The organism is Labilibaculum sp., assembly GCF_963664555.1.
Classification (GTDB): Bacteria; Bacteroidota; Bacteroidia; order Bacteroidales; family Marinifilaceae; genus Labilibaculum.
This window is the reverse complement of sequence record NZ_OY761461.1, coordinates 4,352,780-4,367,012: the sequence shown is the minus strand read 5'-3', so window position 1 is coordinate 4,367,012 and position 14,233 is coordinate 4,352,780. Positions and strand designations below refer to the sequence as shown.

General features: G+C 34.8%; 12 protein-coding genes. 3 read left to right on the top strand and 9 right to left on the bottom strand.

The genetic code is table 11. The features are described from left to right. The first annotated feature begins 3 nt into the window (after positions 1-3). Positions 4-2,448, top strand: coding sequence for an alpha-ketoacid dehydrogenase subunit alpha/beta (locus tag ACKU4N_RS17160; RefSeq protein ID WP_321318436.1), 2,445 nt, complete (start codon positions 4-6; stop codon positions 2,446-2,448). Positions 2,449-3,268: 820 nt separating this feature from the next. Beyond that, entirely contained in the window at positions 3,269-3,754 is a 486-nt protein-coding gene (locus ACKU4N_RS17155; RefSeq protein WP_321318435.1) for an arsinothricin resistance N-acetyltransferase ArsN1 family B, read from the top strand. A 191-nt stretch (positions 3,755-3,945) separates the two neighbouring features. Here ACKU4N_RS17155 and ACKU4N_RS17150 read toward each other — a convergent pair whose 3' ends face one another. Continuing rightward, entirely contained in the window at positions 3,946-5,889 is a 1,944-nt protein-coding gene (locus ACKU4N_RS17150; protein WP_321318433.1) for a Na+/H+ antiporter NhaC family protein, read from the bottom strand. A 147-nt stretch (positions 5,890-6,036) separates the two neighbouring features. Between ACKU4N_RS17150 and ACKU4N_RS17145 the strand changes: the two genes are divergently transcribed. Beyond that, positions 6,037-6,630 (top strand): YqgE/AlgH family protein, encoded by a 594-nt coding sequence (locus ACKU4N_RS17145; RefSeq protein ID WP_321318428.1) that lies wholly within the window; start codon positions 6,037-6,039, stop codon positions 6,628-6,630. A gap of 18 nt (positions 6,631-6,648) precedes the next feature. Here the strand turns inward: ACKU4N_RS17145 and ACKU4N_RS17140 are convergent, their stop codons facing one another. From ACKU4N_RS17140 to ACKU4N_RS17105, 8 genes are read right to left on the bottom strand one after another with little or no spacing between them, the layout of a single operon-like run. Next, entirely contained in the window at positions 6,649-7,506 is an 858-nt protein-coding gene (locus ACKU4N_RS17140; protein ID WP_321318426.1) for an aminotransferase class IV, read from the bottom strand. A gap of 2 nt (positions 7,507-7,508) precedes the next feature. Continuing rightward, entirely contained in the window at positions 7,509-8,006 is a 498-nt protein-coding gene (locus ACKU4N_RS17135) for a D-glycero-alpha-D-manno-heptose-1,7-bisphosphate 7-phosphatase (protein ID WP_321318424.1), read from the bottom strand. 3 nt (positions 8,007-8,009) lie between these two features. After that, complete coding sequence (locus ACKU4N_RS17130; protein WP_321318422.1) at positions 8,010-8,615, bottom strand: rhomboid family intramembrane serine protease; 606 nt, start codon at positions 8,613-8,615, stop codon at positions 8,010-8,012. A 10-nt stretch (positions 8,616-8,625) separates the two neighbouring features. Further along, positions 8,626-10,710, bottom strand: coding sequence for an OmpA family protein (locus ACKU4N_RS17125; RefSeq protein WP_321318420.1), 2,085 nt, complete (start codon positions 10,708-10,710; stop codon positions 8,626-8,628). 4 nt (positions 10,711-10,714) lie between these two features. Then, complete coding sequence (locus tag ACKU4N_RS17120; protein WP_321318419.1) at positions 10,715-11,668, bottom strand: PorP/SprF family type IX secretion system membrane protein; 954 nt, start codon at positions 11,666-11,668, stop codon at positions 10,715-10,717. Between the two features lie 2 nt (positions 11,669-11,670). Then, on the bottom strand, positions 11,671-12,345 hold the full coding sequence (locus ACKU4N_RS17115; RefSeq protein ID WP_321318417.1) for a T9SS type B sorting domain-containing protein: 675 nt from the start codon (positions 12,343-12,345) through the stop codon (positions 11,671-11,673). A 54-nt stretch (positions 12,346-12,399) separates the two neighbouring features. Next, the gene (gene holA / locus ACKU4N_RS17110) at positions 12,400-13,401 is read right to left on the bottom strand and encodes a DNA polymerase III subunit delta (RefSeq protein WP_321318415.1); all 1,002 of its coding nucleotides are present in this window, start codon (positions 13,399-13,401) and stop codon (positions 12,400-12,402) included. 11 nt (positions 13,402-13,412) lie between these two features. After that, complete coding sequence (locus ACKU4N_RS17105; protein WP_321318413.1) at positions 13,413-14,183, bottom strand: AMP nucleosidase; 771 nt, start codon at positions 14,181-14,183, stop codon at positions 13,413-13,415. Positions 14,184-14,233 lie beyond the last annotated feature (50 nt).

Below are 14,233 nucleotides of genomic sequence, written 5' to 3'. Positions count from 1 at the left end.
TATATGTCAGAAATGGTAAAAGAAGATAAGGAGACAAAAAAAGAAAATTTGTCATTCAACGATTTTACAATTGAGGTGCTGGAAGATTATCGAATTGCCAATGTTAGTCGCCAGTTAAGTATATGGGGGCGAAAAGAAGTATTAACAGGTAAAGCGAAATTTGGAATATTTGGAGATGGAAAAGAAGTTGCTCAGATTGCTATGGCCAAAGCCTTTAATAAAGGAGACTGGCGCTCTGGGTATTATCGCGATCAAACTTTTATGCTTGCCTCTGGAATGTTATCAAGTGAGGAATTTTTTGCTCAATTATTTGGTGAGACCGAACTAGACAAAAATCCGGCTAATGGTGGGCGTTTAATGAATAATCATTATGCATCCAGAAGTTTAAATGCGGACGGAAGCTGGAAAAATTTAACAAATCAGAAAAATTCATCCGCTGATATTTCACCAACAGCGGGTCAAATGCCTAGATTGCTCGGCTTAGCTTACGCATCAAAAATTTTCAGACAGAATAATGAATTACATGCGTTTTCTGAGTTTTCAGATAAGGGAAACGAGGTTGCTTTCGGCACAATAGGTGATTCCAGTACTTCCGAAGGTCATTTTTGGGAAACCATTAATGCTGCAGGTGTTCTGCAGGTACCTATGGCTATGAGTGTTTGGGATGATGGATGGGGAATTTCTGTTCCTAATAAGTATCAAACTACAAAATCGAACATCTCAGAAGTCCTTAAGGGGTTTGAAAAGGATGAAAATGGAGATGGTTACTTAATTTATAAGGCTAAGGGATGGGATTATCCTTCACTTTGTAAAATGTATATGGAAGGAGTTGAGCTTTGCCGTAAAGATCATGTTCCTGTTTTATTTCATGTGACAGAAATGACTCAACCCTTAGGGCACTCAACCTCGGGTTCGCACGAACGTTACAAAACTAAGGAACGTCTCGATTGGGAAAATGAATATGATCCAATTAAAAAAATGAGAGAATGGATTCTTTCCCTGGAATTAGCGACAGAAGAAAGCTTAGACAAAATAGAAAATGTAGCACTGAAAGAAGTAAAAGCGGCAAGAAAAGCGGCTTGGAAGTCTTTTTCTGATCCGATAATAGAAGAAAGAGATGTATTGATTGAATTGGTGAAGAATGCCGGTTGCGATTGTAAGAAAACAGAAAGAATAGACAAAATTGTAAATGATCTTAAAAAGCTTATTCATCCGGTTCGAAAGGATAATTTTACGGCAGCAAAGAAAATATTACGTTTTATTTGTAGTTCATGTGAAAGCTTTAAACCTTTAAAGTCGCAATTGCAGTTGTGGCTTAAAAATTCTCTTGAGGAAAATCATGAACGATACAGCAGTCATTTATACAGCGAGACTGATTTAAGAGTGCAAAATATCAAAACCTGTGCTCCTGTTTACTCTGACGAATCAAAAATGGTAAACGGACGTGAAGTTCTTCGCGATAATTTCGATAAACTTTTTAGTAAATATCCTTTGTTGTTGACTTTTGGTGAAGATACCGGCTTTATTGGTGGTGTAAACCAGAGTTTGGAAGGAATGCAGAAGAAATACGGCGAGCTTAGAGTTACAGATACAGGAATTAGAGAGGCTACCATTTTAGGGCAGGGAATTGGTTTGGCATTAAGAGGATTGCGTCCAATTGCCGAGATCCAATACTTCGATTATCTGCTGTATGCATTGCAAACTATGAGTGATGATTTGGCTACATTGCAATACAGAACCAAAGGAGGACAAAAAGCACCGGTAATTATTCGTACCCGCGGTCATCGTTTGGAAGGAATTTGGCATTCGGGTTCTCCTCTAAGCATGGTGATTAACTCAATCAGAGGAATTCATGTGTGTGTGCCAAGAGATATGACCAAGGCAGCAGGCTTTTACAATACACTTTTAGAATCGGACGAGCCGGCATTAGTAATTGAGCCACTCAATGGTTACAGATTAAAGGAAAAAATGCCTGATAATTTAGGGGAATTTAATACTCCATTAGGGATTCCTGAAGTTCTAGAAGAAGGGACTGACATTACCTTAGTTACTTATGGTTCATGTGTTCGAATTGCTGAAGATGCAGTTAAGCAGTTAAAAGATTTTAATATCTCAGTTGAACTGATTGATGTTCAGACTTTATTGCCATTTGATATTAATAGTCGAATTCTTGAATCGGTAAAGAAAACCAATCGGATTGTATTTTTCGATGAGGATGTACCTGGAGGAGCTACTGCTTTTATGATGCAGAAAGTGCTGGAAGAACAAAATGCTTATTATCATTTGGATTCAGAACCTAGAACAATTACTGCTAAAGATCACCGGCCTGCATATGGTACTGATGGAGATTATTTTTCAAATCCCAATGCAGAGGATGTATTTGAGATAATTTATGACATCATGAGGGAATCAAATCCTCAAAAATTTCCACCTATATATACCAATTAAGAAATTGTAATTATTTTATAATTAAGAGACTGGATTTTAACCGATTCAGTCTTTTTTTTGTTAAAAGTTGTTAAATATGAGATTATTCTCATAATGATGTCACCCCTTTTTCTGATCAACTTGTTATAGTATTGTTCGAGAGGATCTATAGGGGAGATTCTCGAATATTTTTAGTTAGTGATTGTTGGATAAAATGTGGTAATTCTAGACAACAAATCAATTCTGAAAGGGCTCCAGAATATACAGGGGTAACAGCCATCTCGAAAGAGGTGGCTTCTCTTTTGTAAAATAAGTATGGTTTTTTACGCAACTTTTAACAATATTTCAATCATTATTTTGTTCGGATGTGCTAAGTAGTCATTCGAAAGCTGTTCTTGTTGATATTAGGGGTATTCCCAAGAACTGTATTGCTAATTGTTAATTGATGTGGTAGTTCAGTTAATAATTTTTTCTAAAGGGCTCCAAAATATATCGGAGTTACAACCATCTCGAAAGAGGTGGTTGTTTTTTATGTAATTATAAATTAGTGCATCGATCAAAATTTTTAAGCAGTTATTTATTTTAGTATAAGATAATTAGTTGCATATTTCTTACATATGTAGTCACCTTATTTGGGTTTTTAATTGTCTTGTACTCGTTCGGGAGAATCTATAGGGGAAATTTCCGGATATTTTAGTTAGTGATTGTTGGATGTAATGTGGTAATTCTAGACAGCAAATCAATTCTAAAAGGGCTCCAAAATATACTGGGGTAACAGCCATCCCGAAAGGGATGGCTTCTCTTTTTTTGTATCTTTAAGGCAATCCAAAATTTAGTTTCTATGATAAAAAATGTATGCTTTTCTGATGCTGAAGACATCTGTAAAATTTATAATCATTATATAAAAAATACTGTAATTACTTTCGAGGAAAATGAGGTTTCTCCCAAAGAAATGGAATCAAGAATTTTCAGTATAACAGCTAAACTGCCATGGATTGTTTTTTCTGAGAATGGAAAAATGTACGGCTATGCTTATGCGAGTGAATGGAAATCAAGATGTGCTTATAAATATTCTGTCGAAACCACGGTTTACCTGCATCCTGATGCAAGGGGAAAAGGAATTGGTACTATGTTGTATCAGGAATTAATAAGAAAACTGTTAAAACTAGACCTGCATGCGGCAATTGGTGGTATTGCTTTACCAAATGATGCCAGTGTTGCATTGCACGAAAAAATCGGCTTCGGGAAGGTAGCGCATTTTAAGGAGGTAGGATATAAATTTAATAAATGGATAGATGTAGGATATTGGGAATTGATATTGAAATAGTTAACGATTGTTGAAAATCATGATTATATACCACCTTTTTGTAAATAAGGGTGTCTTATAGCGCATATAACTTTTAGTAGGTGTTGGTTTGATACATTGTGGTCAGTGGGATGCTTGTAAATATAACAATTGCAAATCAGCATAAAGTTTACTCCGGCATATATAGTACCCACTATTACAAGTCGGGTTTTTTATTCTGTTTTGTTTCCTACGTACTTCACAATTAAAAAAAGACATACAAATCCAACAGGTACTAAAATCCAGGAAGAAACCCCGTAGGCGGCAGGAAGCAAACCGGCAAAAATAGAAACGATACCTACAGTTAAAGCATAAGGTAATTGTGTTCGTACGTGTTCAATATGGTTGCAGGAGCTTGCCAGAGAACTAAGAATGGTTGTGTCGGAAATTGGTGAACAATGATCACCCAATACAGAACCAGCTAATATAGCAGAAACAGTAATGTAGAAAATATTCATGCTTTCAAGATCACTCATTCCGGCAGAATGGCACAATGCCCATGATGCAGGCAAAATTAAAGGATATAGAATTGCCATAGTTCCCCAGGAAGAGCCAGTTGAAAATGCGATTAAGGCTGAAAGGATAAATGTAAAGGATGGCAAGAGAATTGGTGAAACATTACTTGCAATTAGAGTATTCGAAATAAAATCAGCAGTATGCATGTCTTTAGTGATGTCAGCCAATGCCCATGCAAGAACTAAAATGAGAATTGCTGTCAGCATGCTTTTAAAGCCACCAACCAGAGCATCTACAGCTTGACCTAAGCTGAGTATGCGTTGACCGATCGTAAGTGCCAGAGCGACCAAGACTGCCGAAAGAGAGGACCACAAAAGGGCAAGGTATGAATCTGAAGCTCCAATAATGTGAGAGAGTTTCTTACCAAAGGCAAGATTTGTATCGTTCCAAATATTCGCATCCCAACCAGTATAAATCAAACCTGCAAATGTTCCTAAAATTACAATTAAGACTGGTATGCCAGCATTGTACCAGCGGGTAGGAGTGTTTTTATCTATCTGAATTTCTTTTAATTCGGATGGTACAACTTCGCTTTCCAGTGATTCTGATTCTAATTCAAGCCTGCATTTTTTTTCCGCTTTTAGCATGGGGCCAAAATCTTTTTTTAAAATCACCAGCATTAAAATAAAAAATAGGGTGAAGAAAGGATAAAAGCGTGTGGGTAGAGAATTGAGAAAAATGCTGTACGGACTTTCATCTATATTTATTTGAACCGTGGCAGATTGAATGTAGCTTAATTCGATACCAATCCAGGTTGTAATCATTGCGATCGATGCCACAGGAGCAGCAGTAGAATCAACTATATATGCAAGTTTTTCTCTTGATATTTTTAATCTGTCGGTAACAGGTCGCATTGTATTTCCAACGATTAATGTATTCGCATAATCATCAAAGAAAATAAGAACTCCTAAAAGCCATGTTACAAATTGTCCCGATCTCGGACTGCCTGCGAATTTGGAAAGTTTATTTACTATTCCTTGCATTCCTCCATTTTTGGTAATTAAATTAACCATTGCACCTATTAACATTGAAAATAGAATGATAGAAATATGACCCGTGTCAGCCAAAGATTGAAGAATATATGTATCCGAAATGGCAAATATGGCTTTAAAAAAGGCTGAAAAAACGGAAGCTTCCTGATACGAATAGATTAGTAATGTTCCAGAAAACAGACCTACGAATAAAGCAGAAAATACTTCTTTAAAAAACAGAGCCATAAGAATGGCTATCAGTGGAGGAAGTATAGAGAGCCATAAAGGAATTGGATTGATCGTATTGGTGAAACTTTTGTTTTGGAAGTAGATTTGAAATTCTTTTTTTTCTTTAAAAGTGTAGTGAAAAACAACTTGTCTGTCATCAATTTTTGCTGATATTTTTTCGTTGTTTACCTGAATCCAAACACTGTCAGTCTCACTTGGAATGCTACTTGTATCATCTATTGATATTGTAATTCGTGTAGGAATATTTGCGATGATAATTTTTGGAAATTCAACCTGCAGTTTACCCTGTACTTTAGGGTCCGCATTGCTTGAAGAATATGCAAAAAAGGGAATTAGATTGATTAGAAATATCAGTAGGATTGAATAAATTTGTTTGAACATGAAGTTAGTTTTAGGGTGGCTCTAATATAATAAATTTGCAATATTTATGCTAATTGAATTGGTTCAGTAAGGCAAATTTCCAAATAATAAAATTCTTTTTTTACTCAGTAAAATTGGTTATTTTGGAAGTATAAACAATTGGGGGGTATGGTGGACGAGACATCAGATTTTTTTGGCGTTGGAAAGAACAAAATTAATCCAGAGAAGGGAAAAGTTTTAATTGCTGAACCTTTTTTGGAAGGTCGTTATTTTAAACGATCTCTTGTTTTATTGGTTGAATGTAACCAGAATGGTGCAGTTGGTTTTGTTCTTAATAAGCCTGTTAATTTAACAATTGATGAGGTGCTTATTAATATTGCACATTTTGAAGGTGATGTTTTTATAGGTGGTCCGGTTGATACAAATCGAATTTATTTTCTTCACACAATACCGGATTTAATTCCGCATAGTATTCATATTTTTGAAAACTTGTACTGGGGAGGTGATTTTGGAGTTTTAAAGGACTTGATTGAACAAAAGGCAGTTCGGCCCGATCAGGTTCGGTTTTTTGCAGGTTATTCTGGATGGAGCATTGGACAGCTCAGTGATGAAATTAATGAAAATTCATGGTTGGTTAGTCAGCTCGATGTTCAGGAAATAATGGATTGCAATAACGAAAGATTGTGGGCACAATCTTTGAGACGTATGGGTGGACGATATAAAATGTGGTCTAATTTTCCGGAAAACCCGGGGATGAATTAGTTGCCAATTAATCTGAGATTATCTCTCATTAAAAGCTCTGCGGTTTAATTCCTCAATTAAAAGTTTAGCCGTTTTATTAAAATACCGTCTTTCCTGATATGCAACAACCCACTGAATACCATTGATTGCATTGGTCAGAAATATTTCATCGGCAGCCAAAAGATCTTCAGGATTTAAAACACAATCATCAAAAACAGTAATGTTAATATCTATTGCAGCTTCAATAACCTGTTCTCTCATAATTCCGGAAACGCTGCCATTTTCAAGCGAAGGAGTCATTAAAATTCCATCTTTCATTAAAAATAGGTTTGAACTGATAGTTTCTACAATATTCCCTCTATCGTTAAGTAAAATACAGTCATCCCAATTCATTTTTTCACGGTAGTTTGCCGCCAAAATAAATGGCAGTGAATTTCCGGTCTTAAATCTCGATATTAGGTTGTGAGATTTCCTCATTTCCTCATAAATTCCAACTTTTAACCCTTTTCGGTTTAGTATGTAATGATCATGTTCCAAAGGAGAAGTTTCTATCAGGTAAGAAATTGAATTATCCTTTGGTGCATACAGTCCACCATCTTTGCGAAAAACGCTCAATCGAATTCTTGTGCCTGCAAATGCTTTATTTTTATGGATTAAAAAAGTGATATCTGTTTGAATTTTTTCACGGAATCCATGAGGAACAATCATACCCAAGCAGTCCATTCCTTTAGTTAAGCGATTAAGATGTTCTGGAAGAAACTGAATTTCAGTTCCGTTGGCATGAATGGTTTCGAAAAGTGAATCACCATAACGAAAGGCTCTATTTCCTGCTCCAAAAAACAATTCATCTTTGGCGTATAGTGTACCGTCTAAACATATTTTTTCAGCTGTATTCATTTTTATATTTCTCCCTTTACGATCTGATCACAATAAATACTAATATTTTCATTGGATTTAATTTTTATTCCCTTTATTCCGGCAGCTTCCGCAGCCTGAATATCTCTGGTACTATCTCCAATCATATAGGATTTAGAAGCATCAATATTAAAATCGGCAATGGCTTTTTTTATGAAAAAAGGACTTGGTTTCCGGCAATCACACTTTGCTATACTTTCGTGATGAGGGCAGAAGTAAATCTTTTTTATATGGATATTTTTCTTTTCTAAAACAGAAAGTAAATGTTTATGAAGTATTTCCACATCAGATTCGGAATAGATTCCTTTGGCAATACCCCCCTGATTTGTTACTATGAATAAAATATATCCAGCTTCTGAAATTTTTTGTAAGGAAGGAATAATGCCTTCATTAATTTTAAAATCTTCGGTTTTGTAAATATAATAATGTCCTTCGTCAGAGTTTATTACACCATCACGATCAAGAAAAAGGGCTTTTTGCATGTTCTAGAAATTGAGAATCTGATGCAAAAATAAGGAGAATAATTGGGGTTTAATAAGGATTGGAAATAGAAATCCGAAAAGAGCCCCGTAGAAATGGGCACTGTGGCCAATGTTATCTAAATTTTTCTTACTCATGTAATATGAATAGTATAAATATCCTAAGGCGAAAATAATTCCTGGGATCGGAATAAAAAACATGAAATAAATGTTTTCTAAAGGAGCAAAGAAGATTGCCGCAAAAACTACAGCAGAAGTAGCACCCGAAGCACCAACAGCATTGTAATGATAATGCTCACGATGTTTTCTTAAATCGTAAAGAGTTGAAAATACAATGGCGCCAACATACAACAAAATAAAATAAAGAACTGCCGAAGCTCCAAAATAGTAGTTGAAATAAGTTTCCAGTACTCTTCCAAAGAAAAAAAGCACAAACATATTCACCAACAGATGATCCCAATTAGCATGAAGAAAACCATAGGTAAGTATTCGATACCATTGATTTCTTTTAATTATTTGGTAAGCATTAAATTGGTATTTGTACAATAACTCAACCTTATTAAAGGCAGCAAATGATATTAAAACAGTAATGGCAATTATTATGATGGTCATTTTTTATAGTTTAAAATGCTTCAGTTAGTTTTACAACTAAAACTGATCTGCCAGAATTGTATCCGGCTGATTTGTATTGAACTCGATTTGGGGTTATGCCTTTGGAGATTATATATTCAGAGGCGATTTTTGCTCTTTGCCGGCAAATTATATTGTTTTCTTTTTTTCCTTTATCCAGATTCGTAAATCCATTAATTTCAATGGAAATATGAGGATTTACTTTTAAAAGACTGGCTAAATTGTTCAGCTCCATTATTGTATTTTCTTTTAATTCCCATGAGCCCTCATCGTACTCAACTCCGTACAGTTCCATATCTTGATTGACAGAGAATTTTTGAAGTTCAATTTGCTCAAATTTTGCTGATTGATATTTGTAATTGTTGATTACTTTGGTGAAATAACCATCTTTTTGGATAATGATTTCGTAAGCTCTTGAAGGATCAATCTCTTGTTCAAAATCACCATATTTATCAGTCACACAAAATGAATTACTTTTGTAACTCTGATTAATTATCTGAATTAAGGCTTCTTCAACAGCATGGGCAGAAAACTGATCTATTATATTTCCTTTGAATCGTACCCAATGAGTAGTATCCATAGCAATATTTAATTGCTTGGGAGCTGTTTGTTCGTCAGGAGCAAAATAGAGAATTCGTTTTGTTTTGTAACCAGGTTTGTTGACAATTAAACTGTAATTTTTGCCTTTAAAAATATCAAAAGAAAAAAGCCCTTTTTCGTCTGTTTTGGTTGATTTCTCTCGGGATAAATTATCCATAAGAATAACCTCAACATCTTTTAAAGCACTTTTGGTATTGCTGGCAAGTAATCGTCCACGTAGATTTTGTGTTTTTTCAGGATTCTGTCTGAATTCAAAAATATCATCGCTGCCATTCCGGTTTGAAGAAAAATAACCAATTTCTTTGTTTTTTCTGATTAAATATCCAAAATCATCTTTTGAGGAATTGAAAGGAGGCCCCAAATTAACTGGATATGTCCATTCGTTTTGTTCAAAAATTGATTTGAAAATATCTAAGCCCCCAAAACCTATATGGCCGTCCGAAGCAAAATATAAATAACCATCTTCTGCAATAAACGGGAACATTTCGTTGCCGTCAGTATTAATGGCAGGGCCACAGTTAATCGGCCTGCTCCAGCTAAATCCAGACTTTTGACAAACATAAATATCTGTACCGCCGTAGCCTCCATCCATATTCGAGATAAAATAAAGGTGTCTTCCGTCGGGGGAAATACTTGGATGGCCCATGGAATATGTCTGACCAGAGAATTGGAAGATTTCGGCCTTATCCCAGTCAGTATCATTGTGTCTTGAAGTGTAAATATTTAATTCCGACTTCCCTTCCAGATTTAAAGTTCCTTTGTTTCGGGTGAAGAAAATAAATTTTTCATTTGCACTAAAGCAGGCTGGTCCTTCATGATATTTCGTGTTAAAATTATCAGAAAAGGATTTAGGGCTTAAAAAATTATTTCCCGATTTTTCTGAAAAATACATGTCTAAAAAGTATTCTCCACTTCTACCATCCATTTGTTTCGAAGTATTATTTTTTCGTCCGGAAACAAAAACAAGCCCGTTTTTATAAAATGCAGATGCAAAATCGGATTGAGGAGAGTTAATAGAAATTGATTCTATAGAATACAAGTGATCATCTTGTAACTCATTAATTAAATCACAGGAGAGAATCAAGTTGCTAATATTTTTGTTTTCAGGTTTTAATTCCGCATACTTTTTGAAAAAAACTTTTGCTTTTTCATAGTTGCGAACTCTCTTTAAGAGATTTGCATAATTCAGATAGTCTTCAGCATTGGCTTCCGAATCAGCAACAATACTTTCAAGTAAATAATTTGCTTCGGTATCTTTTTGTATTTGAAGATAGCAATCGGCAAGTTTTCTCTTTATTTCAATATCTTCAGAATTTTCGAGGTGTTTTTCATAGTAGTAAGCAGCAGCCGCAAACTCTTTGTTATTGTACAAACGATCGACTTTTTGTATTTGCTGATTTTGAGCTAAGGATGCCGAAACACCTGACAGAACAAATATAATAATTAAGAGAAAATGTAAGATTCGGCTCCTATTCATATTACTAGAAATATCTTGGTGATGTAATCTGACTTTTACGTAATGATAAATTGTAATTTAATATTATTTCATGATTTGTATAGCCTTTTGTGGGATAATTTCCGAAAGATTTTTCATAAGAGTATGAAAATCTTAGTTTTTGAGTTAGTTGATAGCCAAATAAACCGGCCCATGTGCCATCACTTCTGTAACCAGCTCCCACAGATACACCGCTATGGTGTATAAAGTCGAGGTTTACATTTATCAGGTTCGAGGTTTTATGTGAACCAACAAATAAAACAGAAGGAGAGAAATTAATTTCCCGGTTAACTGGCAAGGTAACTCCAGCACCTAAATAATAGAAAAGTGATTTTGAATCAAAGCTCACATTATTTGATATGCCTTCTGTTGAGGGCTGATCATTCGAAAGTAATCTTGGAATGGAAAGGCTGAAATAGTACTCGGAAGTGTAGTAGTAAAAGCCTAATCCAAAATTTGGTACCCAGGTTGATATGTTATTATCAGGGATTATTGCATCATTAGGACTGCTTGGGTTCGGATCATAAAAAGTCAATTCTGTCCAATTAACTTGTTTATTAATGAAACCAGCCTGCAATCCCATTGATAATTTACCTTCGTGGTTGATTTGAATTTGATAGGCATAATTAAAAAAGATTGCAACATCCGATTGAATTCCAAATTTGTTGTGGTAGGCAACAGCTCCTAAACCCGAATTTGTGTAGTTTATTGGAGCCTGAAATGAAACCATTGTAGTTGCCGGCGATCCTTCAACTCCTACCCATTGGTTTCGGTAGGCAAGAACAGCTTCCATAAATCCGGTGTTACCAGCATAAGCTGGATTGTAAAAAAGTCGGTTGTATTTATGATTTGAAAATCGGATTTCTTCCTGAGCCCGTAAGGTAACAGAGCATAAAATGATGAATGCAAAGAGAATAGATTGTTTTAGTATGTAATTCATTATCAGTATTTAATAACAATATAGCCACTTTTCACATACTCTTTGTCTTTAATAATCAACTTAAAGAAATAGGTTCCTTTGGGAAGTTTATCCCCCGGACCTAATTTTACGCCGGCCTTATTGTAACCACCATCCCAGGCATCATCATTTGAATAATTTCGTTTTTCAAAAACCTTTGTTCCCCATCTGGAAAATACGATGAATTCATTTTCAGGATAGTTCTCTATTCCTTTGATAAAAAATTTCTCGTTGGTTCCATCATTGTTGGGGGTAAAGGATGATGGGATCATAAGTTCAACCTGATTTGGATCCAGAACATTTACGAGAACGAAAGCTTTACTGCAATTATTATTTTCATTACAAATTTGATAGCGGATAGTATCCGTGCCAAATGAATTTTCATAAGGATAGTAAATCATTAAAGTGTTATTCTCTATCAAATGCATTTTTCCATATTGGTCGGTTTGATTTAAGATTGAAATCTTAAGTCCATCAACATCAGAAAATTTGTCATTTTCCAGAAAATCAACTTCTATATATACCACTTCGTTTGCAAGGCTTTTATTGGTTATTGAAACCGTATCGTTTTGTGCAACAGGAGTAATCTGCCCGAAACTTACTGAGAAGTTTAAGCAAATTAGTATAGTAAGCAGGCAAATGGGTAGATAAAATCTCATAGTTGGGATTTATGTACAACTTAATTTTTGTTACTGTTTTTATGAATCAAAATTCTAATGAAGAATTTTAAAGATTAATTCCTTTAATAAATCTCCATGCTTCGTACTTACATCTCCAATTCCTTTCGATTTAAGATCATATTCCCGCAGCAGTGCAATTATAGCAACTAGTTTTTTGGGGTTGTAATTTTTTGCTGCCAGTTTATAGTCTTTTATAAAATAAGGATTAATTTGTAAAGTAGAAGCTACCATTTTATCATTGGTTTTATTTTTGATAAAATAATACTTTAAAACTTTTGAGAAATACGAGTGTAATAAGGCAATGGTTACAATCATTGGATTATTTTTTTCATTCGTAGCGAAATAGTTTATGATTTGATTGGCTTTAAAAACATCTTTTTTGCCCAATGCATTTTGTAATTCAAAATTGTTAAAATCTTTAGATATCCCAATATTTTTTTCAATGTCGCCGGGCGAAATTGTTTTAGTCTCCGTGATATTTATGGTTAATTTATCAATTGCATTGGTAATTTTACCCAAATCGTTGCCTAAAAATTCAGCAAGTAAAAAGCACGCTTTCGAATCAATTTGATATCCTTGTTGACTGGTATAATTTTTTATCCAATCGGGAACTTGATTTTCATAGATTTTTTTCGATTCAAATAAGATTCCGTTCTTAGCAATCTCTTTTGTGAAGCTTTTTCTTTTGTCTAAGGATTTATATTTGTAATTAATTACCAGTATGGTTGAATGCAATGGATTCTGAATGTAGGAAAGAAGCTGATCAATGTTTTTTATATTTTGAGCTTCCCGAACGACTACCAATTGTTTTTCAGCCATCATTGGAAACCTTCGGGCAGTGGTTACTATGGTACCAATATCGGTATCTTTTCCATACAGTATTGTTTGATTAAAATCTTTATCAGATTCATTCAGTGCATTCTCAATAATGTAATCAGTAATCTGATCGATAAAAAAACTTTCTTCTCCCATTAAAAAATAAACCGGAGCGTATTCTTTCTTTTTTAGGCTTTTAAGAATATCCTCAAATGTCATAGGTTTTTGTGTTAGAAGCGTAAGTGTTTTACTGATTGCTTATTATGCATAATTTCTTTTAAGGATTCAATACCTATTCGGATGTGTTCTTCTACAAAATCAAGTGTCACTTTTGCATCACTTTCATCTGTTTTTATTCCATCAGAAATCATTGGCTGATCCGAAACTAAAAGCAAAGCTCCTGTAGGAATTCCATTATAAAATCCGACAGTAAATATTGTTGCCGTTTCCATATCAATAGCCATGGCTCTGGTTTTAGACAGATACTTTTTGAAACGTTCGTCGAATTCCCATACCCGCTTGTTGGTCGTGAATACTGTTCCTGTATAATAGTCTCTGTTTCGATCTGAAATGACCTGAGAAACTGCTCTTTGAAGACTAAATGCCGGCAGAGAAGGGACTTCGGCAGGCAGATAGTCATTAGAGGTTCCTTCGCTGCGAATTGCGGCTATTGGAAGAATTAGATCGCCAAGTTTGTTTTTACGCTTTAATCCTCCGCATTTGCCTAAAAAAAGAACTCCTTTGGGTTTAATAGCACTTAGCAAATCTAAAATTGTTGCGGCATTCGGACTCCCCATACCAAAATTAATTATGGTAATGTTTTCGGCCGATGCATTTGGCATTGCTTTGTCTTCGCCCAGAATTTCAACATTGTGCCATTCAGCGAACAGCTCAACATAGTGATTAAAATTAGTTAGAAGAATATATGGACTAAAATCAGTGAGTTCTCGGCCGGTATATCTGGTTAGCCAGTTTTTTACAATTTCCTCTTTTGTTTTCATGTGGGCTTGGTAATTAAATATCAGGAATAATCTTCTACCTTTATGGGCTG